The sequence below is a fragment of the Kitasatospora sp. NPDC054768 genome (assembly GCF_053612025.1).
Window position 1 is genome coordinate 65,728 of record NZ_JBSHBN010000011.1, and the last position, 21,529, is coordinate 87,256.

The 21,529-nt window shown below is 74.8% G+C and carries 22 protein-coding genes and 1 pseudogene; 12 read left to right on the top strand and 11 right to left on the bottom strand.

Translation table 11 applies throughout. The features are described 5' to 3' along the window. Nucleotides 1–106: 106 nt before the first annotated feature. Nucleotides 107–1,381, bottom strand: a complete 1,275-nt coding sequence (locus tag ACWGKU_RS05515; RefSeq protein ID WP_452179892.1) for a serine hydrolase domain-containing protein — start codon at nucleotides 1,379–1,381, stop codon at nucleotides 107–109. 334 nt (nucleotides 1,382–1,715) lie between these two features. On the opposite strand from ACWGKU_RS05515, the gene ACWGKU_RS05520 reads away from it, so the two are divergent. Further along, the gene (locus ACWGKU_RS05520; RefSeq protein ID WP_380549397.1) at nucleotides 1,716–2,612 is read left to right on the top strand and encodes an alkaline phosphatase family protein; all 897 of its coding nucleotides are present in this window, start codon (nucleotides 1,716–1,718) and stop codon (nucleotides 2,610–2,612) included. Between the two features lie 10 nt (nucleotides 2,613–2,622). Here the strand turns inward: ACWGKU_RS05520 and ACWGKU_RS05525 are convergent, their stop codons facing one another. Beyond that, nucleotides 2,623–3,978 (bottom strand): MFS transporter, encoded by a 1,356-nt coding sequence (locus ACWGKU_RS05525; RefSeq protein ID WP_452179893.1) that lies wholly within the window; start codon nucleotides 3,976–3,978, stop codon nucleotides 2,623–2,625. An 84-nt stretch (nucleotides 3,979–4,062) separates the two neighbouring features. Between ACWGKU_RS05525 and ACWGKU_RS05530 the strand changes: the two genes are divergently transcribed. Further along, complete coding sequence (locus ACWGKU_RS05530; protein ID WP_452179894.1) at nucleotides 4,063–4,674, top strand: MarR family winged helix-turn-helix transcriptional regulator; 612 nt, start codon at nucleotides 4,063–4,065, stop codon at nucleotides 4,672–4,674. 59 nt (nucleotides 4,675–4,733) lie between these two features. Then, nucleotides 4,734–5,318, top strand: coding sequence for a hypothetical protein (locus ACWGKU_RS05535; RefSeq protein WP_452179895.1), 585 nt, complete (start codon nucleotides 4,734–4,736; stop codon nucleotides 5,316–5,318). A gap of 72 nt (nucleotides 5,319–5,390) precedes the next feature. Here the strand turns inward: ACWGKU_RS05535 and ACWGKU_RS05540 are convergent, their stop codons facing one another. The 3 genes from ACWGKU_RS05540 to ACWGKU_RS05550 all read right to left on the bottom strand — a co-directional run bounded on the left by ACWGKU_RS05540 (nucleotide 5,391) and on the right by ACWGKU_RS05550 (nucleotide 8,291). Next, nucleotides 5,391–6,458 (bottom strand): trypsin-like serine peptidase, encoded by a 1,068-nt coding sequence (locus tag ACWGKU_RS05540; protein WP_452179896.1) that lies wholly within the window; start codon nucleotides 6,456–6,458, stop codon nucleotides 5,391–5,393. Nucleotides 6,459–6,588: 130 nt separating this feature from the next. After that, nucleotides 6,589–7,671 (bottom strand): hypothetical protein, encoded by a 1,083-nt coding sequence (locus ACWGKU_RS05545; RefSeq protein ID WP_452179897.1) that lies wholly within the window; start codon nucleotides 7,669–7,671, stop codon nucleotides 6,589–6,591. Between the two features lie 137 nt (nucleotides 7,672–7,808). Continuing rightward, nucleotides 7,809–8,291 carry a nuclear transport factor 2 family protein gene (locus tag ACWGKU_RS05550; protein WP_452179898.1) on the bottom strand — a complete coding sequence of 161 codons (483 nt, stop codon included), beginning with the start codon at nucleotides 8,289–8,291 and terminating at the stop codon, nucleotides 7,809–7,811. 100 nt (nucleotides 8,292–8,391) lie between these two features. Between ACWGKU_RS05550 and ACWGKU_RS05555 the strand changes: the two genes are divergently transcribed. From ACWGKU_RS05555 to ACWGKU_RS05565, 3 genes are all read left to right on the top strand, one after another. Then, nucleotides 8,392–8,955 (top strand): TetR/AcrR family transcriptional regulator, encoded by a 564-nt coding sequence (locus tag ACWGKU_RS05555; protein WP_401049037.1) that lies wholly within the window; start codon nucleotides 8,392–8,394, stop codon nucleotides 8,953–8,955. 263 nt (nucleotides 8,956–9,218) lie between these two features. Continuing rightward, nucleotides 9,219–9,362, top strand: coding sequence for a hypothetical protein (locus tag ACWGKU_RS05560; RefSeq protein WP_401049036.1), 144 nt, complete (start codon nucleotides 9,219–9,221; stop codon nucleotides 9,360–9,362). Next, nucleotides 9,355–9,552, top strand: coding sequence for a hypothetical protein (locus ACWGKU_RS05565; RefSeq protein ID WP_401049034.1), 198 nt, complete (start codon nucleotides 9,355–9,357; stop codon nucleotides 9,550–9,552). The genes ACWGKU_RS05560 and ACWGKU_RS05565 overlap by 8 nt, the downstream gene beginning before the upstream one ends. A 4-nt stretch (nucleotides 9,553–9,556) precedes the next feature. Here the strand turns inward: ACWGKU_RS05565 and ACWGKU_RS05570 are convergent, their stop codons facing one another. Then, nucleotides 9,557–10,807, bottom strand: coding sequence for a DUF5685 family protein (locus tag ACWGKU_RS05570; protein ID WP_401049032.1), 1,251 nt, complete (start codon nucleotides 10,805–10,807; stop codon nucleotides 9,557–9,559). Between the two features lie 264 nt (nucleotides 10,808–11,071). On the opposite strand from ACWGKU_RS05570, the gene ACWGKU_RS05575 reads away from it, so the two are divergent. The 3 genes from ACWGKU_RS05575 to ACWGKU_RS05585 are packed head-to-tail and all read left to right on the top strand — an operon-like array spanning nucleotide 11,072 to nucleotide 13,900. Beyond that, nucleotides 11,072–11,635, top strand: coding sequence for a helix-turn-helix domain-containing protein (locus tag ACWGKU_RS05575; protein WP_401053333.1), 564 nt, complete (start codon nucleotides 11,072–11,074; stop codon nucleotides 11,633–11,635). After that, nucleotides 11,632–13,176, top strand: a complete 1,545-nt coding sequence (locus tag ACWGKU_RS05580; RefSeq protein ID WP_452179899.1) for an MFS transporter — start codon at nucleotides 11,632–11,634, stop codon at nucleotides 13,174–13,176. Before ACWGKU_RS05575 ends, ACWGKU_RS05580 begins: the two co-directional genes overlap by 4 nt. A gap of 28 nt (nucleotides 13,177–13,204) precedes the next feature. Beyond that, nucleotides 13,205–13,900 carry an alpha/beta fold hydrolase gene (locus ACWGKU_RS05585; protein WP_452179900.1) on the top strand — a complete coding sequence of 232 codons (696 nt, stop codon included), beginning with the start codon at nucleotides 13,205–13,207 and terminating at the stop codon, nucleotides 13,898–13,900. 56 nt (nucleotides 13,901–13,956) lie between these two features. Here the strand turns inward: ACWGKU_RS05585 and ACWGKU_RS05590 are convergent, their stop codons facing one another. Further along, on the bottom strand, nucleotides 13,957–15,405 hold the full coding sequence (locus tag ACWGKU_RS05590; RefSeq protein WP_401053327.1) for a DUF2252 domain-containing protein: 1,449 nt from the start codon (nucleotides 15,403–15,405) through the stop codon (nucleotides 13,957–13,959). Nucleotides 15,406–15,633: 228 nt separating this feature from the next. Between ACWGKU_RS05590 and ACWGKU_RS05595 the strand changes: the two genes are divergently transcribed. Beyond that, a complete protein-coding gene (locus ACWGKU_RS05595) occupies nucleotides 15,634–16,071 on the top strand; it encodes a ribosomal maturation YjgA family protein (protein ID WP_452179901.1) in 438 nt (145 codons plus the stop codon). Nucleotides 16,072–16,083: 12 nt separating this feature from the next. On the opposite strand, the gene ACWGKU_RS05600 is transcribed toward ACWGKU_RS05595, so the two are convergent. Beyond that, nucleotides 16,084–16,866, bottom strand: coding sequence for an SGNH/GDSL hydrolase family protein (locus ACWGKU_RS05600; protein ID WP_359899372.1), 783 nt, complete (start codon nucleotides 16,864–16,866; stop codon nucleotides 16,084–16,086). 218 nt (nucleotides 16,867–17,084) lie between these two features. On the opposite strand from ACWGKU_RS05600, the gene ACWGKU_RS05605 reads away from it, so the two are divergent. Together ACWGKU_RS05605 and ddaH are read left to right on the top strand one after the other, a co-directional pair. Then, nucleotides 17,085–17,978 (top strand): 4Fe-4S domain-containing protein, encoded by an 894-nt coding sequence (locus ACWGKU_RS05605; RefSeq protein WP_452179902.1) that lies wholly within the window; start codon nucleotides 17,085–17,087, stop codon nucleotides 17,976–17,978. 251 nt (nucleotides 17,979–18,229) lie between these two features. Further along, the gene (gene ddaH / locus ACWGKU_RS05610) at nucleotides 18,230–19,057 is read left to right on the top strand and encodes a dimethylargininase (protein WP_452179903.1); all 828 of its coding nucleotides are present in this window, start codon (nucleotides 18,230–18,232) and stop codon (nucleotides 19,055–19,057) included. A gap of 6 nt (nucleotides 19,058–19,063) precedes the next feature. On the opposite strand, the pseudogene ACWGKU_RS05615 reads toward ddaH, so the two are convergent. The 3 genes and pseudogenes from ACWGKU_RS05615 to ACWGKU_RS05625 all read right to left on the bottom strand — a co-directional run. Continuing rightward, a pseudogene (locus ACWGKU_RS05615) lies at nucleotides 19,064–19,504 on the bottom strand (LutC/YkgG family protein); the annotation flags it as partial. A 69-nt stretch (nucleotides 19,505–19,573) separates the two neighbouring features. After that, complete coding sequence (locus ACWGKU_RS05620; RefSeq protein WP_452179904.1) at nucleotides 19,574–20,755, bottom strand: globin domain-containing protein; 1,182 nt, start codon at nucleotides 20,753–20,755, stop codon at nucleotides 19,574–19,576. A gap of 73 nt (nucleotides 20,756–20,828) precedes the next feature. Beyond that, on the bottom strand, nucleotides 20,829–21,290 hold the full coding sequence (locus tag ACWGKU_RS05625; RefSeq protein ID WP_452179905.1) for an RrF2 family transcriptional regulator: 462 nt from the start codon (nucleotides 21,288–21,290) through the stop codon (nucleotides 20,829–20,831). Nucleotides 21,291–21,529: the final 239 nt, after the last annotated feature.

Sequence of the window (21,529 nt, forward strand, 5' to 3'; positions counted from 1 at the left end):
CCCAGAGCCGGTCGGCCGTAGCCGGAAACGCCCCCGCCCGCCTCCGGTCTCACCGGAAGCGGGCGGGCGCGCGGGCCGGAGCGGCCGGTGGGACCGGTGGGACCGGTCAGATCCGGGTGTCCTCCACCACCGGCAGCGAGTCGACCGGTACCGAGGCCGGTGCGGAGGCGGGTGCGAAGGCCGTCCGCGGGGCGACGGTGGGCTGCTTGCCGCAGAAGGCCGGCTCCAGGGTGTTCATCAGACCCTGGGTCACCGAGCCGTTGTTGGAGGCGTTGGCGAAGACCACCACGCTGCGCCGACCGTCCGGGGTGGTGAAGGACTGGCTGTTGAAGCCCTGCACGATGCCGCCGTGCCCGTACACGTCCCCGCAGGAGAGCGAGATGCGGCGCAGGCCCAGGCCGTAGGAGATCTTCGCGGTGGGGGTGGGCAGGGCGGCGGTCATCTGCTGGAGCGAGGCGGTCGAGACGAGCCCGCCGTTGTCGCCGGCCGTCAGCGCGGTGAGGAAGCGGTCGAGGTCCTCGGCGGTGGAGATGACGGCCCCGGCGGCCCAGACCCAGGAACCGTTCTGCTCGGTGGAGTTCAGCAGCGGCTTGGTGCGGTCGTCGTTGGTGAGGTAGCCGGTGACGTGGGCGCCGCGGATCGCCTGGTCGGGCACCACGAAGGAGGTCTTGCGCAGGCCGAGCGGCTGGATGATCCGCTCGTTCAGCACCTCCGGGAAGGGCTGGCCGGTGAGGTGCTCGACCGCCAGGCCCATCAGCACGAAGTCGGTGTTGGAGTAGGAGTAGCGGGTGCCGGGGGTGTACTGCAGGCCGTGCTTGACCGACATCGCGACCAACTCGCGCGGGTCGTAGACCGTGCTGCGGATGCGGGCCTCGAAGGCGCTGGTGGTCTCCTCGCCGGCCTGCTCCAGCAGGTCGTTGGTGTGGTCGAAGATCCCGGCCCGGTGCTCCAGCACCTGGCGGCCCGTCATGGTCCAGCCCTCCGGGAGGGTGCCCGCGGGCAGGTACTCGCGCAGCGGCCGGTCGAGGTCGATCCGGCCCTCCTGCGCCAGCTGCATCACGAGAACGGCGGTGAACATCTTGCTGTTGCTGCCGACCCGGAACCTCCACGAGGAGTTCATCGGGGTCCCGTCCAGGTCGGCCAGGCCGACGTTCACCGAGCGGGTCCGGTCGCCGCCGTCGTGGTCGCGGATCACCGCGAAGGCGCCCGGGGCGCCGGCCGAGACGGTGGCCTGGAGGGCGGCGCGCACACCGGCGAGGTCGGGGGCGGTCGCGGCGGTGGTGTCCTGGCCGGCGGCCGCGGCGGGCACGGCACCGGTCGCCACCAGGACGGCGCCGGCGGCGGCCACCGCGAGCGGGCGCAGAAGGCTGGTCTTCGCCATGTTCCTCGGTTCTCTCGTGAGCTGACGCGGTGTCGGACCGCGTCGTTCGAAGATCACTATCACCGGCCCGGGCGGTCCGTGGCAATGTGAACCGGTTCGCCCGCATTTCGCGTTGTCGATGCGGCGGTCGGCGGCCGCACCGTTCGTTTCCCGCGCCGGGGCCAAGGTTTCACCTGCCGTCGTCTACCCGCGTCGAACTCGGCGCCCGATGCTGTTCGGGCGCTTTGCGCCCGGTCGTACCCCGGGCGCCGCACCCCGGACGCCGCATACCGGCGGCAGGCACCTCCCGTCCCGAGCCCGGCTCGCCGGGCCGTCTTCCACCCGAGGAATTGTCATGACTTCGTCCACGAAGGCCCTGAGCCCCCGCTCCCGCCGCACCGCGACCGCGATCGGCTCCGCCGTCGCCCTGCTCGCCGCCTCCGCCGGCCTCTGGGCGGCCACCGCCACCACCGCCCAGGCCGCCGCGCTGCCCACGCCCGACCACATCGTCGTCGTGGTGATGGAGAACCACGCCTACACCCAGGTCATCGGCAGCAGCAGCGCCCCGTACATCAACAACACCCTGAAGGCGGGCGGGGCCAACCTCACCCAGTCCTTCGGCATCACCCACCCGAGCGAGCCGAACTACTACGCGCTGTTCTCCGGCTCCACCCAGGGCACCGTCGACGACAGCTGTGTGACGGTCGGCGGCTTCCAGGCCGCCAACCTCGCCTCCGAGGTGATCGCCGCCGGCAAGACCTGGGGCAGCTACAACGAGTCCCTGCCCAGCCAGGGCAGCACCGTGTGCAGCAGCGGCAGCTACGCCCAGAAGCACAACCCCTGGTTCGGCTTCGGCAACGTCCCGCTCGGCTCCGCCAAGACCTTCGCCCAGTTCCCGACCGACTACAGCACCCTGCCGAACGTCTCCTTCGTGGTGCCGAACCTCTGCAGCGACATGCACGACTGCTCGGTCGGCACCGGCGACACCTGGATCAAGAACAACCTGGGCGCGTACGCCACCTGGGCGCAGACCCACAACAGCCTGCTGGTCGTCACCTTCGACGAGGACAACAAGCTGTCCGGCAACCGGATCCCGACCGTGATCTACGGCGCCCACGTGACGCCCGGCAGCAGCAGCGCCACCACCTACAACCACTACAACGTGCTGCGCACCCTGGAGGACCTGGCCGGTGCCTCCGGCCACGCGGGCAACGCGGCCTCCGCCGCGGACATCACCGGCATCTGGAACTGAACGGCGGCGGTCAGGCCCTGATCCCGGCCGGGTCCTGTTCCGGGGTCCGGTCCCGTCCCGGGGCCTGTTCCCGGGCCTGGTCCGGCTCCTGATCCGGGGTCCGAGCCCGATCGTGAGCCCGGGTCCGGGCCGGTGGCCGTTCGGCCGCCGGTCCGGACCCGGTTCCGGCGGCCCGCCGGGCGCCGTACCGCCGGACGCCGGGCACCGCCGCCGTGCCCGCGCAGACCGCCGTCACCAGCCCCGCCACCGCCAGCAGCGGCACCCGGTCGCCCCAGGCGTCGGCGGCCAACGGCGCCAGGACGTACCCGAGCGGGGCTCCGGCCAGCGACAGCAGCCAGTCGTACGAGGTGACCCGGGCCAGCGCCCCGGGCGGGAACTCCTGCTGGACCACCGTCTCCCAGACCGGGTTGAGGAAGCCCAGCCCGGCCATCGCCACCGCCTGTGCGGCCACCGCGAGCGGCGCCGGGGCCGGGAGGGCGAGCGCGAGCAGCGGCAGCCCGTACAGCGCGAGGGCGAGGTTCCCGGCCAGCACCGGGCGGCGGGGCCGCAGCCGTCCGGCGATCAGCGAGCCGACCAGCAGACCCACCGCGCCCGCCTGGGTCAGCGCCACCCAGGCGCCGTCCCCGCCGAGCCGGGTGGCGGCGATCAGCGGGCCGAGGGTGAGCAGCACGGAGCTCGCACCGTTCCACACCCCGTGGGCGATCAGGCTGGTCCAGTACCAGTCCCGGGAGCGCACCTCGCTCCAGCCCTCGGCGAGGTCCCGGCGCAGCGAGCGCGGTTCGCCGGGCACGTGGTCGATGCGGAGCCGGGTGAGCAGTGCGGCGCTCAGCGCGAAGGAGGCGCCGTCCAGCACGAACGCCCAGCCGGGCCCGGCGGTGTACACCAGCAGCCCGGCGAGGGCCGGGCCGCCGAGCCGGGCGGCGGCGGTCGTGGAGCCGAGCAGGGCGTTGGCGCGCAGCCGCAGCTCGCCCCGGACGGTGGCGGCGACCAGCGGCGAGGCGGTGGGCATGGCGAAGGCGGAGGCGGTGCCGCCGACCGCCGAGGCGAGCGCGACGTGCGTCAGGTCCGGGTCCCCGCGGAGCAGTTCGAGTCCGACCAGCAGTTGGGCGGCGGCCCGGACCAGGTCGGTGGTGAGGGCGACGAGACGTGGGTCGAAGCGGTCCCCGACCACGCCGCCGACCGGCAGCAGGAGCAGTCTCGGCACCATCGCGCAGCCCAGGACGAGGCCGAGTGCGCCGGCCGAGCCGGTGGCGCGGGTGACGGCGATGGCCAGGGCGGCCGGGACGACGGCGTCGCCGAGGGTGGAGAGGGTCCGTCCGACGAAGAGCAGGCGGAAGCCGCTCAGGTTCAAGGGGTGTCGTGTCACGCGCCGCACTGTATTTCGCTGCCAAAATTTCGGCAACGAATATTTTGGTGCCGTTGTTTCCGCCGCGGTTTGTAGACTCCTCCCATGGCCGAGCACCCTCCAGAGCAGCCCACTGCGCCCCGCGACCGGACGGACAGCCGTGACCGGACGGAGGCCCGGGACCGGACGGGGACGTCCGACCGGACGGAGGCCCGGGACTGGACGGAGGCCCGGGACTGGACGGACGGCCACCTCGACCGCTGGCAGCCGGTGCTGCCCGGCCTCGACCCGGACATCGAGGCCTCCGTCACCCGGATGTCGCGACTCACCCGCCACCTCGGCCGGGTCCGCGAACAGGGCGTCGCCGACTACGGCCTGCACAAGCACGAGTTCGACACCCTGCACGTGCTCGCCGGCCGCGGCGGCCACGCCGCCCCCTCCGACCTCCGGGCCGACCTCAACCTCGCCCCCGCCTCGGTCACCGGCCGGCTGGAGACCCTGGAACGGCGCGGCTTCGTCCTGCGCACGCCGTCCACGGAGGACCGCCGGAAGGTCGACATCGTGCTGACCGAGGCCGGCCGCGCCGCCTGGCAGGAGGCCCTGGACGTGGTGGGCCGGGAGGAGCGGCGGCTGCTGGGAGTGCTCTCCGAGGAGGAACGGCGCACGCTGGCGGACCTGCTGCGGAAGGTGATGCTCGCTCAGGAGGGCGAGCGGTAGGCCCCCGGGCAGCCGGCCGGGGTCGACCCGCGGCGTCCGCCCCTGGTATCGATAGGGGCGTGCGATTCGAACTCGTGCCGGTGCCGGACGGCGTGGGGGCGCGGCCCAGGGACGGGCGGGGCTACCCGGTGCCGGCGATCACGCCGTGGCAGGGCGACGTCCCGCAGTTCGCGCTGACCGACTACGGGCGCAGCGCCGACTGCGCGCTGGAGCGGCGGTGCTCGGTGTGCGGGCGGTTCATGGACCGCGGACCGGTCTGGCGGGTGGTCGGCGCCGCCGAGAGCGCGGCGATCGCCGGGGCGCTCGCGGCCGGGCAGCCGTACCGCAACCTCGCGCCCACCATGGAGGGCCCCGGCCACCGGCCCTGCATGCTCTACGCCGCCATGGTCTGCCCGTACCTGGCGCGCCCCAACGCCCGGCGGCGGGCGAGCGCCGGGGACACGGCGGACGAGCTGACCTCGGCCGCCGTCCGGGGCGCGGCGCGCGGCGGCACGGGCGCGGTGGTCGGGTTCGGCGACTACGAGTACGCCGTCACCGGGACCCGGGTGCTGTTCCGCTTCCTCGACGTGGTCGAGTTCCTGCCGCACGAGTCGGCCGACGAGCACCTGGCCGAGCTGCGCGCCGAGTTGGCGAAGCCTCTGTAGCTCCCATGGCCCGTGCGGCCCCGGTGGCCCGGCCGGCGGAGTTGCCGGCCGGGCGGGTTCGGGGCCGAGGGGTCAGACCGCCCGGGTCTGCGCCCAGTCGTAGAGGCGGCGGGCGCCGTCACCGAGGCGGGTGGCGTACGAGGTGCCGGCCGGGCCGCCCGCGAGTTCCTCGGAGGTGGTGGTGACGCCGACGAGGGTGCCGGTCCCGGTGGCGGGGTCGAACCCGGTGAAGTGGGGGCCGCCGCTGGCCCCGTGCGACATGTCGCAGGGCTCGCCCCACAGCAGCGGGGCCTTGGGCCCGGGGTGGCTCGGTCCGGCGCAGTGGATCAGGCGCGAACCGGTGTACTTGCCGTCGGGGTTGTTCAGCCGGTCCTTCGGATACCCGAAGGCGTGGACGAACTCGCCCTCGACGGGCGGGGTGAACGCGATCCGCTGGCTGCCGGTCACGTCCGCGATCCGCCGCCCCTCGGCCGAACGGTTCGCCACCAGGACCGCGGTGTCGTGGCCGGCCACGGCGACCTCGTCCGACCCGGTCCCGCTCGGCGCGGAGTCCCAGCGGGAGGAGGTGGCCATGGTCCTGATGCTGAAGCCGCCGAGCGGCTTGGTCCCGTTGCGGTACCCGGGCACGAAGTAGAGGTTGTGGTTCCAGGTGTCGGCGGCGGCGGGCGCTCCGACCCCCCGCAGGCAGTGGGCCGACGTGACGACGGTGCTGCGGTTCGCGCCGGCGACGACCGTCGCGGTGCAACTGCCGTCGTAGCCGTCGGAGAAGGTGAAGAAGAGCCGGCCGACGCTGCGGGTCACCGCTCCGCCGTGGGTCCACACGGCCCCGGGGTCCGGGGTGTCCGCGGGCAGCGGCCGCGGGTCGTCGGGTGTGTTGTCGTCCTCGGGTACGGGCGTGATCTCGGGGACCATGGCCCCCGCCAGCTTCATCCGGGCGGGGGTCCAGTAGGCGTCGACCAGGTCGCGCTCCGGTGCGGTGGTGGCGCCGGCGTGCGTCGTGACGGTCTCCCGATCCGCGGCGAGGGCGGCGTTCGGCAGCAGCACCGCCGCCGTGGTCGCGCTCAGCAGGAGGGCGCCCACGGCGGCGAGCCTGCGGGGCAGTACGCGGCCGGTGGTCGGTGTTCCGGGTGTCTTCGGCATGCACGGCACCGTAGGCGCGGGACGTCAGGCTCCCGTGTGGATCGGGTCTCGGTCGGCCGTCGAAACGATCAGGTTCCGGTAACGGCGTCTCGGTCCTGTACCGGTGGCCGACGACCGGGCCGGACGGCCGTCAGGGCCGGTAGGAGGGCAGGCCCTTGACGGTGGAGACCTGGGTCGGCGCGGCCGAGCCGTCGGCGGGCAGGGTGCTGATGCCGTCCGGGGTGCGGACCGCGATGGTCCTGCCGTCGGGGGACCAGGCGGGCTGGGTGTAGTCGGTGGTGGCCGACGGGGTGAGGTCCTTCTCGGCCTTCTGGTCGATCTGGGTGGAGCGGGTGAACAGGTGGTCGTGCCCGTTCACCGAGCGGACGAAGACGAGGTGCTCGCCGTCCGGGGCGAGGGCCGGCTGCGAGCCCTTGCCCAGGTCCCGGGTCGCCGGGCGGATGTAGTCGTCGTACAGGTACACCTCGTTGGTCGGGGTGTTGGCGTAGACGATCTCGCCCCGGTGGCCGCCCGCGTTGGCCCAGGTGTTACCGGTCTGCGGCGGCTGCGGCACCGGATCGCCGCCGCCCTCGGAGATGTGCGGGGTGAGCACCTCGGGGGTGGCGCCGGGGGACTTGCTGGGGACCTTCTCCAGCCGCAGCGTGCCGCCCTTGTCGGAGGTGAGGACGATCGCGGCGAACCGATCCAGCGCCTCGCCGCCGGCGGTGACGCTCGGGTCGGCGGTGGCGTGCTGCCAGGTGGGGTGGGACCAGGTCTCGCCGCCGGGGTTCTTGGCGAGGACGACCTTGCCGGTGCCGTCCGGGTTGGCGGTCATCAGGTCGCCGTTGCCGTTGACGAAGGCGGCCTTCTTTCCGTCGGGGGACCAGGCCAGGTCGCGGACGACGGTGCCGAAGTCGACGGTGGTGCCGTTCAGTGCGACGGTCGCCGTGCCGGTGGAGATGGTCAGGTGGTTGGCGGCCGAGGTGCCGTTGACCTCCTTGCCGCCGCCGGGCGCGGCGCTGCCGGAGGGGGCGGAGGGGCCGTTCCCGGCCGTTCCCGGCGACGCCGCCCCGGGGGTGGAGCCGGTCGGTGCGGCGCCGCCGGTCGGAGCGGCGGTGGGGGCGGAGTCGCCGTTCTCGGGGCCGCAGGCGGAGACCAGGACGGCGCCGACGCCGACCACCAGGGCGATCGCCGCGGTGGTGCCGAACCGGTTTCGCACGGAACTGTTGCGCACGGACATCTTCCTGGTCCCCCTTGTGTGCTGTTCTCCTTCGACCAGGAGCCTCGCAGTGCGAGGTCAGCGGCGGATGCGTGCCGTGTCACAGCCGTGGAACAGCGGGGGGAGCGCCGTGGCCCCGCGGCGGGGGCGGTTCAGAGGCCGAGTTCGGTGAGGCCCGGGTGGTCGTCCGGGCGGCGGCCGAGCGGCCAGTGGAACAGGCGCTCCTCGGCGGTGATCGGCAGGTCGTTGATGGAGGCGTGCCGGCGGGCCATCAGGTCGTCGCGGTCGAACTCCCAGTTCTCGTTGCCGTAGGAGCGGTACCAGCGGCCGTCGCCGTCGTGCCACTCGTAGGCGAAGCGGACCGCGATGCGGTCGCCGTCGTACGCCCAGAGTTCCTTGATCAGGCGGTAGTCGAGCTCGCGCTGCCACTTGCGGGTGAGGAAGTCGGCGATCCGCTCGCGGCCGGCGAGGAACTCGGAGCGGTTGCGCCAGCGGCTGTCCGGGGTGTAGGCGAGGGCGACCCGCCGGGGGTCGCGGGTGTTCCAGGCGTCCTCGGCGGCCCGGACCTTACGGCGGGCGGTCTCCTCGGTGAACGGGGGCAGGGGCGGGCGCTGCTCGGTGCCGGTCTCGGGCATGGATGCTCCTCGGAATGGTCGTTCCGCTGGTGAGAACGATCGTTCTCACTCTGGTGGCTACGATAGGAGAACCATCGTTCTCACGCAAAGGGCACGGCAGATGGAGCAGGAAGACCCGCGGACCCGGATCCTCGACGCGGCCGAGGAGCTGTTCTACGGGCAGGGCATCCAGGCGGTCGGCATGGACGCCGTCCGGGCCGCCTCCGGCATGACCATGCGCCGCGTCTACCAGCACTTCCCGTCCAAGGGCGAGCTCGTCGAGGCCTACCTGCTGCGCCGCGACGGCCGTTGGCGGGCGAGCCTCGCCGAGTACGTCTCGCGCACCGGTGGCGACCCGCGGGAGCAGCTGCTCGCGGTCTACGACTGGCTCGGCCGGTGGTTCGCCGAACCCGGTTTCCGGGGCTGCGCCTTCGTCAACTCGCTCGGCGAACTGGGCGCCGTCAGCCCCGCGGTGGTGGCCGCCGCCCGGCACCACAAGGCTGAGTTCGGGAGCTACCTCGCGGGCCTGGCCCGGGCCGCCGGAGCCCCGCCCGCCACGGCCGTCCACCTGACCCTGCTGGCCGAGGGGGCGATCACCAGCGCCGCCGTCCACGGGGATCCGACGGCCGCCGCCGACGCGAGGGAGGCCGCCCGGCTGCTGCTGGCCGCGACGCCGGGGCGGTAGTCGGGGGAGGAGGCGACGGCCGGGGCCGGGGGGCGGGTGTACCCCGTCGCCCGTGGCAATGGCCCCGTGCGGGGCCGTCGTTGCCCCTCGGCCTCGGGCGGTGCCGGGCGGCAGCGGGTGGTGCCGAGGGTGTCGGCGGTGCCGGCGGTGTGGAGGGGACGCCATGAGGGGCGACCGTTCCCGGCCGAACCGCACCGGGCGAGTGCTTTTCGCCCGAACGCGCGTTTATCGCCCATTGATCGCCACCGCCTAGCCTCGGGCGCATGGACGAGAGAGCGGCCGAGCGGCCGGGGGCGTCGCCCGAGGGGCGGATGACGGAGCAGGACACCGAGCGGTTCCGGCGGTTGCTGGCGCGGCTGGAGGACTCGCTGGTGGTGGACCGGAAGGCGGCGGGGCGCGATGTCTGAGTGCGCCGAGCCGCCCGAGTGCGCCGGGCCGGGTCCGGTGGCGGTGCTGCCGGTGGCCGTCCTGCCGCTCTGGCGGCGCGGGGAGGCCGGGCAGGAGCGGAACGCGGACCGGCCCGGGGTGCTGCGGGGGCACCCCGGGCCGGTGGTGGGCGGTCGGGAGCGGGAGGGCGGCGCCGACCGGAGGGACTGACCGGTCAGCTGCAGCCGCAGTCGCACGAGCAGCAGTCGCACCCGTCGCAGCAACCCCCGTCGCAGCACTGGCAGCAGTCGCCGCAGCCGCTGCAGTCACCGCACTCGCAGTCGTTCCGCACGCAGAAGCCCTCGCGGCGCTCGCGGCTGAACGGGTCCTCGTGGTCGCAGCAGAGCAGCTGGCAGGTGCAGGCCATCAGTGCCCACATCGCGCACCCGGCGAGCAGGTTGCGGGGGTTCGGCGGCTTCTGGCCGGGCGGGGTGAAGCCCGGGCCCTGCGGCACCCACGGCGGGATCGGCGCCTGCCCGGGCGGCGTCTGCTGCGGCGGCGCCTGGTGCGGGTGGTCGCCGGTGGCGGCGCCCGCCGCGTCCGGGCGGCGGCAGGCCGCCCCGTGCCGGGCCGGTCCGAAGACCCGCTCCACCGCCCGCTCGGTCTCGTGCGCGAGCAGTACGTGCACGAGGGTGCGGTCGGCGAGTTCGACCTCGCGCAGCGCGAGCCGGATGCCGTGGACGGCGTCGCGGCAGAGCCGTTCGGCCTCGGCGTGGTCGGTGCCGGTGGCGGTCAGCGGGTTCCAGGCGCCCGAGGCCGCGTCGGCGGCCTGGTCCTCGGCGGCGTCGAGGAGGTGGGCGAGCCGGCCGAACAGCCGTCCGGCCTCGGCGAGCGGGGCGGCGTTGCCGGGGCGCCCGGCGATCACGGCGGTGTGCGCGAAGGCGGCCGAGGTGGCGGTCTCGGTGGGCTCGGTGACCAGCAGGACGGACCCGCCGGGCCGCAGTGAGCGCTCCAACTCGCCCTGCCGGGAGGCCGCGTCGAGCAGCACCGCGGTGTCGAAGCCGACCGTGGAGGCGCTGCCCGCGCTCTGCCGGTCCCAGCGCCGGGTGACGGCACGGGCTCCGGCCGCGACCGGGCGGCGGGCGAAGACGCCGTCGCGGTCCTCGACGTGGTCGCGGATCTTGACCGAGGCGAGTGCCAGCGAGACGGCGGCGGCGAGCCGGGCGCCCTCGCCCTTGGCGACGGAGGCGGTCCGCATGCCGCGCAGCGGGCAGGGCCCGGCGGTGCGGCGCCAGGAGGAGTCCTCCCGGGCGGCCTGGGCCTCGACCAGCACGGAGATGATCAGACCGTCGTAGTTGGTCGCCGTTCGCGCCAGCTGCCCGTGGTCGTCCCGCAGCGCGAGGCAGAGCCCGCACAGGTGGGCCATCCAGGACGTCTGCAGGCGCTCCGACAATCGGTGCCTGCACGGTCTGATGATGCCGAACACGCTGGTCCCCCTTGCTTCACGGGCCGCCGACCGGCCACGATCCGCCGTACATCATATGATCGGCGCCCCGTTCGGGCCGAGGCCCCGTCAAGCCCCGGAGACCGGGCGGAGGTGACGGACGCACCTCCCCAGGGGTGCGCCACTCGCCGCCCGCCACTCGCCGCCCGCCCCGCCCCCTGGCCGCCGTCCCGGCTGCGCCGGCCGGCCGGAGTCGTGGGCCCGGAGCCGGTGAGATGATCTCAGATCCGGGATAGCATCGCGAATATGGGAATCGACACGGCCGCCGACGAGCGGCTGGCGCAACGGCTCGCCGAGCTGAGGCTGGAACGCGGATGGACCCTGGAGGAGTTGGCGCGGCTGGCGGACGTCAGCCGCTCGACGCTGTCCCGGGTGGAACGGGCGGAGGTCAGTCCGACGGCCGCGCTGCTCGGTCGGCTGTGCGCCGTGTACGGGCGGACCATGTCGCGGCTGCTCGCCGAGGTGGAGTCCGGCCCGGCCCGGCTGGTGCGGGCCGGGGAGCAGCAGGTCTGGCGGGACGGGACGACCGGGTTCGTCCGCCGGTCGGTCTCGCCGCCGCACGGCTCGCTGCGGGCGGAGATCATCGAGGGCCGGCTGCCGGCCGGCGCGGACATCGCCTACGACCGCGCCTGTACGCCCGGCCGGGAGCACCACCTGTGGCTGTTCGAGGGGAACCTGGAGCTGACCGTGGACGGCGAGCCGCAGCCGCTCGGCCCCGGCGACTGCCTGCGCCACGTCGGCGTCACCAGCCGCTTCCGCAGCCTCGGCCCGGGCGAGGCCCGGTACGCGCTGGTGGTGGTCGAGCCGTGAGCGCCGCCGCCGACCCGATAGCCGGGGAGCCCGGGAAGCCCGAGGACAGCGGGGAGGCCGAGGACGGCAGGAAGCCCGGAGGATCCGGAAAGCCCAAGGAGCGCTTCGACGCCGCCGGGCGCCGGATCCTGCTGGTCTGCGTCGCGGGCGGCTTCACCACGCTGCTCGACCAGTCCGTCCTCAACACCTCCATCCCCGCCCTGCGCGAGACCCTGCACGCCGGGCCCGCCGACCTCCAGTGGATCGTCGCCGGCTACTCGCTGGCCTTCGGCCTCGCGCTGATCCCCGGCGGGCGGCTGGGCGACGTCAAGGGCCGCAAGTGGTTCTTCGTCACCGGCCTCGCCCTGTTCACCCTGGTCAGCCTGGTCTCCGCGACCGCCACCGAGCCCGGGGTGCTGATCGCCGCCCGGCTGCTCCAGGGCGCGGGCGCCGGCCTGGTCAACTCCCAGATGATCGGCACCCTCCAGGACGTCTTCGACGGCCAGCTGCGGGCCCGCGCCCTCGGCATGTACGCCGTCACCGGCGGCCTCGCCTTCGCGCTCGGCCCGCCGATCGGCGGCGCCGTGCTGGCCCTGGCCGGCCCCGAGAACGGCTGGCGGCTGACCTTCCTGCTCAACGTCCCCTTCGGCCTGGCCACCGTCGCCCTGGCGGCCCGCCACCTGCCGAAGCCCCGCCCCAGCGCGCGCGACGCCAACCTCGACCTCCTCGGCCTGCTGCTGGTCGGGGCGCTCACCCTCGCCCTGATGCTGCCCTTCGTCCGGCCGCCCGGCTGGACCGGCTGGCTCGCCTTCGCGGGCACCGCCCTGCTGCTGCTCGGCGCGCTCGCCTGGTGGCAGCGCCGCTACGCCCGGGCCGGCGGCCGGCCGCTGATCCACCCGGCCCTCACCCGCTCCGCGCCGTACGCGCTCGGGACGGCCACCGCGATGGCCCAGTTCGGCTCCTCGCTCGCGGCCTCGCTGGTCCTGACCATGTTCCTGCAGGACGGCCTCGGCCTGTCCCCGATGGGCGCCGCGCTGGTCGCGCTGCCCTCCGCCGTGGCCATGGGCACGGCCTCCGCGCTCGCCTGGCGGGTCGTCCAGCGCTACGGCCGGCGCACCGTCACCGCCGGGATGGTCGGCTCGGCGCTCGCCATGCTGCTCAGCGGGCTGCTCGCGCACTGGGCGCCCGCCGCCGTCCTGCCCTGGCTGCTGGCGCTGCTGCAACTGCTCGGCGGCGCCTCGGTCGGACTGATGGGCTCCACCAACCAGGCGTTCGTGCTGCGCCACGCGCCCGCCGAGGCGGCCGGGGTGAGCGGGGCGATCCTGCAGATGGCGCAGCGGATCGCGGCGGCCGTCGCGATCTCGGCCCTGTCCGGCGTCTACCTGCGGGAGACCGCCGGCGGCGGCGGGCACCGCTCGGCCTTCCTGACGGCGAGCACGGTGTGCGCCGCGGTGGCCGGACTCGCCGTCCTCGCCTCGGTGCTCGCCGGCCGCGCCGCGGCCCGCGAGCAGCGTGAGGGCGAGCCGGTCGCGATCCGCCGAGGGCGAACGCCGGTCCGCTAGCCGGTGGTCCGTGCGTACCGTGGCGGGCATGACCGACGCCGTACGGAACCGGACCGTGGACCTGCCCGGGGTGACGCTCGCCTACCGGGAGAGCGGACGCCCCGGCGGCCCTCCCCTCGTCCTGCTGCACGCCCTCGGCGAACGCGCCGCCGACTGGGCACCCGTCCTGCCCGGGCTCGCCCCCGGCCACCACGTGTACGCGCTCGACCTGCGCGGCCACGGCGGCAGCTCCCGCACCGCCGCCTACTCGCTGGAGGCGATGCGGGACGACGTGCTGGCCTTCCTCGACGCCCTCGGACTCGCCCGCGTCGACCTGGTCGGCCACTCGATGGGCGGCGCCGTCGCCTACCTGCTCGCCCAGGCCGCGCCGGAGCGGATCGACCGGCTGGTCCTGGAGGACATCCCCGCGCTGTACCCGCGCCCGGCGAGCGCGCTGCCCGAGGATCCGGACCCGGACGTGCACTTCGACTGGGCGATGGTCCGGGCCGTCAGGGCCCAGCTCGACGACCCCGACCCGGCCTGGCGGGCGGGGCTGGCGAGGATCACGGCCCGCACCCTGGCGGTGGCCGGCGGCCCGGCCAGCCACATCCCGCAGGAGCGGATCGCCGAACTCGCCCGGCTGATCCCGGACTGCCGCCTGGTCACCGTCGAGGCCGGGCACCTGGTGCACGGTGCCCGGCCCGCCGAGTTCGTCGCCGCGGTGGCGCCGTTCCTGGCCCGCTGAGCCGCCGGCCCGCTGAGCCGCCGGCCCGGTGAGCCGCGAGGCCGCGGCCGGGCGGGTCAGACGCCGTGCTCGACGGGCAGCCGCCCGTTGCGCACCGCCGTCAGCAGGTCGGCGTGGTCGGCCTCGGTGCGGTCCGCGTAGGCGACCGCGAAGGCGGCGACCGCCTCGTCCAGCGTCTCGCCCTTGCCGCAGTACCCGGCCAGCAGGCCCGGGTCGGCGGTGTGGGAGTGCGCCCGGGCCAGCAGGGCGCCGGTGATCCGGGCGTAGTCGTCCAGCTGGGACGGCCGCAGGGCGGCCGGGTCGACGCTGCCCTTGCGGTTGCGGAACTGCCGCACCTGGTAGGGGAGTCCGTCGACCGTGGTCCAGCCCAGCAGGGTGTCGCTCACCACCTGCATGTGCTTCTGCCCGAGCACCACCCGGCGGCCCTCGTGCCCGTCCGGCACGGACCGCGGCCCGGCCGGCAGGTACGGCAAAAGCGCGGAGGGACGCGCCTCCTTCACCTGCAGCACCAGCGGCTGGTCCCGGTGATCGGTGAGCAGCACCACGTACGAGCGGGTGCCCACGCTGCCGGTGCCCACCACCCGGAACGCCACGTCCTGCACCCGGTAGCGGGACAGCAGGGTGCGCACCTCGGCCGGCACCGTCTCGACGTACGGGCCGAGCGCGTGCGCGACGGCGCGGGCGGTCGCGTCGGTCACCTCGGTGAGCACCGGGGGAGCGGCCGTGAAGCGCCAACCGCCGTCCGCGGTACGGGCGGTGCTGCGGGCGGCGAACCGCGCGCTGGTGTTGCCGAGCGCCTTCGCGCCGACCTTGCGCAGCACCTCGGCGAGGTCGTGCGCCTCGGCGAAGGAGACCAGCTGCTCGTCCGCGATGGCGTTCCAGGCGTCCAGCCCGGGGAGTTTGGCGAGCGTGCGCACCGTCCGGCGGTAGGAGCCGGCCGCGTGCTGGGCGGCCTCGCGCGCGGTGCTCTCGCTCGCCCCGGCCTCGCGGGCGGCCAGCACCAGGCTGGCGGCCAGCCGCTTGAGGTCCCACTCCCAGGGGCCGGGGACGGTCTCGTCGAAGTCGTTGATGTCCAGCACGATCTGGCCGCGGGCGTCGCCGTACAGACCGAAGTTGGCGGCGTGCGCGTCCCCGCACAGCTGCGCGCCGACCCCGGTCACCGGGGTGCCCGCGAGGTCGGCGGCCATCAGCCCGGCCGACCCGCGCAGGAACGCGAACGGGCTCGCGGCCATCCGGCCGACCCGGATCGGTACCAGCCGGGCTATTCGGCCCGTGTTGGAGGTCTCCAGCGCGGACACGGCGGTCGGCCGGTCGGGCGCGGGCGCGAACTCCGCGTGCCGCTCCCGGGGCAACGTTGCCCGCAACTCCTTGCCGCGCTCCCGCGCCCTCCCGTCCTGCGCCGGGGCGAACCCGGCCACCGCGAACCCGCGCCGGGTCCGCTCGTCCCGCCCCGCCGCCGGCCCCGACCGATCCTCGGCCGCCTCGGCCCCACCCACGTGCGCCACGTGTCCCGCCCGTCCCTTCCGGTCCTCATCCCGCCCGCGACCTGCGCGGACGTTCGTCGGGGGGAGTGACGTGCGGCGTCGCGCGGTGGTTCCGGGGGAAGGGGGTCCGGTTGCGGGGCGCAGGTGGCGCGGGTCGGGATCGGGCGCGGCGCGGAGCGTGTGGGCTCCGGGGGGCGGGCGGCGGGCGGCCGGGGCGGAGTGCGTGCGGCGCGGGGTAGCGTGGGGCGGGTGAACGATCTTGGGGGGAAAGGCCTTCGGGTGCGCCTGGCGGCAGGGGCCGCCGCCGCGCTGACCGTGGCGGCCGGGCTGGGGGTGCGGGCGGCGCTGGGCGGAGACCTCGCCAAGGACGCCGGGGACGCGCTCTACACCGTCCTGCTGTACGCCCTGCTCGTGCTGGCCGCGCCGGGGCTGCGCCCCGGCCGGGCCGCCGTCCTGGCCGCGGCGCTGAGCTGGGCCGTGGAGCTGTTCCAGCTCACCGGCCTGCCGGACGCCTGGGGGCGGCACAGCGTCCTGGCCCGGCTGGTGCTGGGCTCGACCTTCAACCCGCCGGACCTGTTCTGGTACCTGGTCGGCGCGGGCTGTGCCGGAGCGCTCCACCGGCTGCTGCGGACCTCCCGAGTCGCAGCGGTCGGCGGAGCCGTTCGGTGCAGCCATCCGGCGGAGTGAGCCGACGGACCGTCAGAGCGGAAGCAGCTCCGGCCGCTTGGGCTCGACATGGTCGCCCGAGGACTCGCCGCGCAGGCGCCGGCCGACCCAGGGCAGCAGGTGCTCGCGGGCCCACTGGATGTTCTCCCGCCGCTGGTCGGCCGGGGTGAGCACGCGGGCGTCCGGCCACGGGGCCTCCGGGTCCTGCGCGGTGCGCAGGCCCAGCGAGCGGGCGGCCAGCAGGGCGACCCGCTGGTGGCCCTCGGGGGACAGGTGCAGGCGGTCCTCGCTCCACGCGCGGCGGTCCTGCACCGCGCGCAGCGACCACAGGTCGGCCACCTGGCAGCCGTTGCGGTCGGCGACGGCGCGCACGTGTCCGTTGTAGGTGGCGATCTTGCCGCGCAGGTGCTTCAGCAGCGGCACGTCCTTGGTGTCGAAGCCGGTGCAGACCAGCACCGTCCCGGCGTTCTCGGTGAGCTGGACGACGGCGGCCTCGAAGCGTCCGGCCACCTCGTCCGGGTCGCTGCCCGGCCGGAGGATGTCGTTGCCGCCCGCGCAGAAGGTGACCAGGTCGGGCTGGAGGCGGCGGACCTGCGGCACCTGCTCGGCGGTGATCTGGTCCAGCAGCCGGCCGCGCACGGCGAGGTTGGCGTAGCGGAAGTCGCCCGGCGGGCGTCCGTCGGCGAGGATTCCGGCGAGCCGGTCGGCCCAGCCGGCGAACCTGCCATCGATGCCGGGGTCGTTCAGACCCTCGGTGAAGCTGTCCCCGAGGGCGGCGTACGAATCGAGGTCAAGGGTCTCCTGGAGATTCGGCATGAAAGAGATAGTTCACCCAATCAAGTGACCTACGCCACCGTAGGTGACCCCGGCGGCACGTGAGATGGGCCACGTACCCGCACCGGGCGCCTCCGCCCGCAGAGACCCGGTCCCCGGAAAGCGCAAGATCGGCACCCCCTTCCGCTTTCCGGCCCGTCCGGCGGATGCTCGAAGGGAGCGGCCGGCTCCGGCCGCAGTCCTCCTGGGGGAAGGCATCCATGACCACCGACCTGCGCTCCGGCCCGCCCGAGAACTGGTCCATCGACGACCGCTGCACCAACTGCGACGTCGCCCGGCAGCTCGCGCCCGGCCTGGTCCGCGAGCACGAGGGCCGCTCCGAGCTGCTCCGCCAGCCGCGCGACGCGGCCGAGCGCCGACAGCTGCTGGCCGCCGCCCACGCCTGCCCGACCCGCTCCATCCGCCCCGGCACCGGGCCGCTGGACCCGGCCGAGGACCCGTTCCCGCTGGCCCTCGCCGACGACCTGCTGCTGCTCGGCCACAACTCCCGCCGCATCGCGGGCGCCAACTCCTACCTCTGCCGCCGCCCGACCGGCTGGGTGATGGTCGACACGCCGCGCTACAGCGAGGCCCTGGCCGCCCGGTACGCCGCGCTCGGCCCGGTCACCGACGTCCTGCTCACCCACCGCGACCACGCCGCGCACGGCCGGGCGTACGCCGACCGCCTCGGGGCCCGGCTCTGGATCCACGAGGGCGACCTGGAGGCCGCGCCCGACGCCGACCGGGTGCTGCGCGGCACCGGGCCGACGGAGGTCTCGCCCGGCCTGGTCGCCCACCCGTTCCCCGGCCACACCCGGGGCAGCGTGCTCTACCTCGCGGACCAGCGGTACTGCTTCAGCGGCGACAGCCTGTACTGGTCCCGCACCACCGGGGACATCGAGGTGGCGGAATCGGTGACCTGGTACTCGATCGAGGAGCTCGCCGCCTCGCTGCGGCGCGGCCTCGGCGTACTGCGCTTCGAGTGGCTGCTGCCCGGCCACGGCGGGCGGCGCCGGATGTCCGCCGAGGAGGCGGACCGCCGGCTGCGGGCGCTGGCGGAGCGGTGCCGGGAGCTGCGGCCCGGGCCGGTGGACTTCGGCGCGGTCCGCTGGTAGCCGGGGTCCACGGGCAGGGCGGCTCGCTGCGGCGGCCGGGGTTCGCGGGCGGCGCGGCCCGCCCGCGGGCGCCGGAGGGCCGGTGCGCCGGTGCCTGCGCCGGGTGCGCGGGGGCGTGCGACCGCCGGGAGCGCCCGCCCGGGTGTGCGAACGGTTCCGCCGGGGCAGCCGCCTTGGGAACGAAGGTGTTCGGCCTCGCGAACCCCGAACTCCGTGCGACGAACTCCCCGCGATCCAAGGATGGTTGAGTCATGCTCACGCAGACACCGGAGCGCCAGGCCCGGCCGCGGCGCTACCTGATGTGCCGGCCGACGCACTTCACCGTGGACTACGCGATCAACCCGTGGATGGACCCGTCCCAGCCCACCGACACCGCGCTCGCCCTGCGCCAGTGGGAGCGGCTCTACTGGACGTACCGCCGGCTCGGCCACACCGTCGAGCTGATCGACCCGGTGCCCGGCCTGCCCGACATGGTGTACGCCGCCAACGGCGCCACGGTGCTGGACGGCCGGGCCCTGGTCGCCACCTTCCGCCACCCGGAGCGGGCCGCCGAGTCGGACGCCTACCTGGCCTGGTTCCGCGAGCACGGCTACCGCGAGGTGCGCCGGGCCGGGCATGTCAACGAGGGCGAGGGCGACCACCTGGTGGTGGGCCGCCGGGTGCTCGCCGGGACGGGCTTCCGCACCTCGCGCGCCGCGCACGCCGAGGCCGGGGAGCTGTTCGGCGTCCCGGTGGTCAGCCTGACCCTGGTCGACCCGCGCTTCTACCACCTGGACACCGCACTGGCGGTGCTCGCCGACGACCACGTCATGTACTACCCGGAGGCGTTCGACGCCGACAGCCGCTCGGTGCTGCGCGCGCTGTACCCGGACGCGGTCCTCGCCGACCGGGCCGACGCCGAGGTGTTCGGGCTCAACGCGGTCTCGGACGGTCGCCGGGTGCTGCTGCCGGAGGCGGCCAAGAACCTGGCCGGCCGCCTGGCCGAGCACGGCTACCAGCCGGTCCCGGTGGACGTCTCGGAGCTGCTGAAGGGCGGTGGCGGGGCGAAGTGCTGCACCCTGGAGCTCAGGCCGCGGTGACACGCCCTACCCGGCGTCCCGTTCCGCCGCCGTGACCAGCAGCACCTCCAGGGTGCGCGGCCCGTGCACCCCCTCCACCCGGTCCAGTTCGATGTCGCTGGTGGCGGACGGCCCCGAGATCCAGGTCTGCGGGCGCACCGGATCGAGCCGCGGCAGGGCGAGCGGCACCGAGGCGACGACCTGCTCCGGCGCCCGCACCACGCAGACGTGGTGGTCGGGGACGAGCGAGAGCAGCCGCCGGCCCCGGCCCGGACCGGCGACCAGCACGATCGTCCCGGTCTCGGCGACGGCCAGCGCGCAGCCGGTCACCACGCTGTCCGCGGTGTCCAGCCGGGCGGCGGTCGGCGTCCCGTCGTCCGGGAGGAGCGCGACCCCCTCGGCCTCGGCGGCGGCGAGCCAGCCGGCCGGCAGACCGGCCGGCACCACGACCGTCCGGCTGCCCCGCTCGTGATCGTACCGAGCGGACCGGTGCCGCGGGGGGACCTCAGGACCTCAAGGCCTCAGGGCCCCGGGATCTCAGGCGCCGAGCCAGAGGTCCGGGCCGAACACCTCGTAGTGGATGTCCGCCGCCGGGACGCCCGCGGTCAGCAGCTGCTCGCGGACGGCGCGCAGGAAGGGGAGCGGGCCGCACAGGTAGGCGGTGGTGCCGGCCGGGACCTCGACGGTGGAGAGGTCCACCAGGCCGGTGCGTTCGGCCGGCCACTCGCCGAGCGGCTGCTCGTAGAAGACGTGCGAGGTGGCGTTCGGCAGCGTGGTGGTGAGCCGTGCCAGCTCGGCCCGGAAGGCGTGGCTCAGCTGGTCGCGGTCGCCGTGCACGGAGACGATCCGCCGGGTGGAGCCGGTGGTGGCCAGGTGGTCGAGCATGGCGGTCATCGGGGTGTTGCCGATGCCGGCGGAGGCGAGCAGCACCGGCCCGTCGCCGTCGGCCAGCGCGATGTCGCCCAGCGGGGGCGCCAGGTCGATCGGGTCGCCGGCCTTCAGGTGGTCGTGCAGGTGGCCGGAGACCTCGCCGCCGTCCTCGCGCTTGACGCTGAAGCGCAGCGCGCCGTCGGCGCCGCCGGAGAGGCTGTACTGGCGGATCTGGTGGGCGCCGTCGGCCAGTTCGGTGCGCACGGAGACGTACTGGCCGGGGCGGAAGGCCGGCACCGGACGGCCGTCGGTCGGGCGGACCAGGTAGGTGGTGACGGCCTCGGTCTCCTGGACGCGGGCGACCACGGTGCAGGGGCGCCACAGGTCGGCCGGGTCGCCGCCGGCGGCGACCTCGGCGCGCAGCCGGTCCTCGACGGCGATCAGCGCGTTGGCCATCAGCCAGTAGACCTCGTCCCAGGCGGCGGCGACCTCGGGGGTGACGGCCTCGCCGAGCACCTCCACGATGGCGGCGAACAGGTGCTCGTGGACGATCTTGTACTGGTCGTCGGCGATGCCGACGGAGACGTGCTTGTGGGCGATGCGGGCGAGCATCGCGTCCGGCCGCTGGTCCGGGTTGGCGATCAGGGCGGTGGCGAAGGCGGCTATCGAGCCGGCCAGGGCCTGGCGCTGGCTGCCGTTGGCCTGGTTGCCCCGGTTGAAGAGGTCGCGCAGCAGCTCCGGGTGGGCGGCGAACATCCGGTCGTAGAAGCGCGGGGTGATGTCCCCGATGGCGGCGCCCACGACGGGCAGGGTGGCCTCGATGACCTCGGCGGACTTCGCGGACAGCATCAGACGACTCCTTATTGGTATCTGAGATTCGCATTAAAGGCCGCAAGGGGGTGCGCGGCCCCGGGCGGCCCGATCAGCCGGTGGGTCCGGCGGCGTCAGGGGGTCCGGCGGTGAGGCTGAGCAGGACCGGCCCGGTGGGGGAGGCCACCAGGTCGGCGACGGAGAGGTGGTCGAGCGCCGCGAAGAACGCCTCCTGGGCGTTCCGCAGCGCCCCGCGCAGCCGACACGCGGCCCGCAGCGGGCACGGCGGGTCGTCCTCGCAGCCGACCACGTCGCCGACCCCCTCCAGCTCCCGCAGCAGTAGTCCGAGCGAGCCGGTGCGCCCGGCGAAGGTGAGCATCAGCCCACCGCCGCGACCGCGCCGGGCCTCCACCACCCCCAGGTGCTGCAGCCGGCTGACCACCTTCGCCGCGTGGGTGTACGGCACACCGACCGACTCGGCCACCTCGCGGGTGGTCGGGTTGTCGCCCTCGCCCAGGACGGCCAGTCGCATGGCGATCCGCAGGGCGATGTCGGTGCTCTTGGTCAGCCTCACGTTCGGAACGCTACCGAATACGAATCTCCAACTCCAATTTTCTGCACGACTCCGACCGCGACCGTGGTCACGTTGCCCCCGGGGAGGCGGGCGCGGAGCCTGGCTGTGTCGCGCTGCGATCGGATCTGAACATTTGGCGACATTAGTAGTCACTCCCTGACGGAAAGTCAGAGAGCCTCCTACGCTTCCCCCTGCTCCGAGCACCACCACATCCGCACCACCCGCACGTGCCGAGCAGC

Bases quoted from the DNA above. Each gene is read 5' to 3' on its own strand.
- ACWGKU_RS05530 (WP_452179894.1), top strand. From the start codon at position 4,063: ATGGCCGAGCACCCTCCAGAGCAGCCCACTGCGCCCCGCGACCGGACG.
- ACWGKU_RS05600 (WP_359899372.1), bottom strand. From the start codon at position 16,866: ATGCCGAATCTCCAGGAGACCCTTGACCTCGATTCGTACGCCGCCCTC.
- ACWGKU_RS05575 (WP_401053333.1), top strand. From the start codon at position 11,072: ATGGGAATCGACACGGCCGCCGACGAGCGGCTGGCGCAACGGCTCGCC.
- ACWGKU_RS05520 (WP_380549397.1), top strand. From the start codon at position 1,716: ATGACTTCGTCCACGAAGGCCCTGAGCCCCCGCTCCCGCCGCACCGCG.
- ACWGKU_RS05605 (WP_452179902.1), top strand. From the start codon at position 17,085: ATGACCACCGACCTGCGCTCCGGCCCGCCCGAGAACTGGTCCATCGAC.
- ACWGKU_RS05620 (WP_452179904.1), bottom strand. From the start codon at position 20,755: ATGCTGTCCGCGAAGTCCGCCGAGGTCATCGAGGCCACCCTGCCCGTC.
- ACWGKU_RS05560 (WP_401049036.1), top strand. From the start codon at position 9,219: ATGGACGAGAGAGCGGCCGAGCGGCCGGGGGCGTCGCCCGAGGGGCGG.
- ACWGKU_RS05555 (WP_401049037.1), top strand. From the start codon at position 8,392: ATGGAGCAGGAAGACCCGCGGACCCGGATCCTCGACGCGGCCGAGGAG.
- ACWGKU_RS05585 (WP_452179900.1), top strand. From the start codon at position 13,205: ATGACCGACGCCGTACGGAACCGGACCGTGGACCTGCCCGGGGTGACG.
- ACWGKU_RS05565 (WP_401049034.1), top strand. From the start codon at position 9,355: ATGTCTGAGTGCGCCGAGCCGCCCGAGTGCGCCGGGCCGGGTCCGGTG.
- ACWGKU_RS05550 (WP_452179898.1), bottom strand. From the start codon at position 8,291: ATGCCCGAGACCGGCACCGAGCAGCGCCCGCCCCTGCCCCCGTTCACC.
- ddaH (WP_452179903.1), top strand. From the start codon at position 18,230: ATGCTCACGCAGACACCGGAGCGCCAGGCCCGGCCGCGGCGCTACCTG.
- ACWGKU_RS05540 (WP_452179896.1), bottom strand. From the start codon at position 6,458: ATGCCGAAGACACCCGGAACACCGACCACCGGCCGCGTACTGCCCCGC.
- ACWGKU_RS05515 (WP_452179892.1), bottom strand. From the start codon at position 1,381: ATGGCGAAGACCAGCCTTCTGCGCCCGCTCGCGGTGGCCGCCGCCGGC.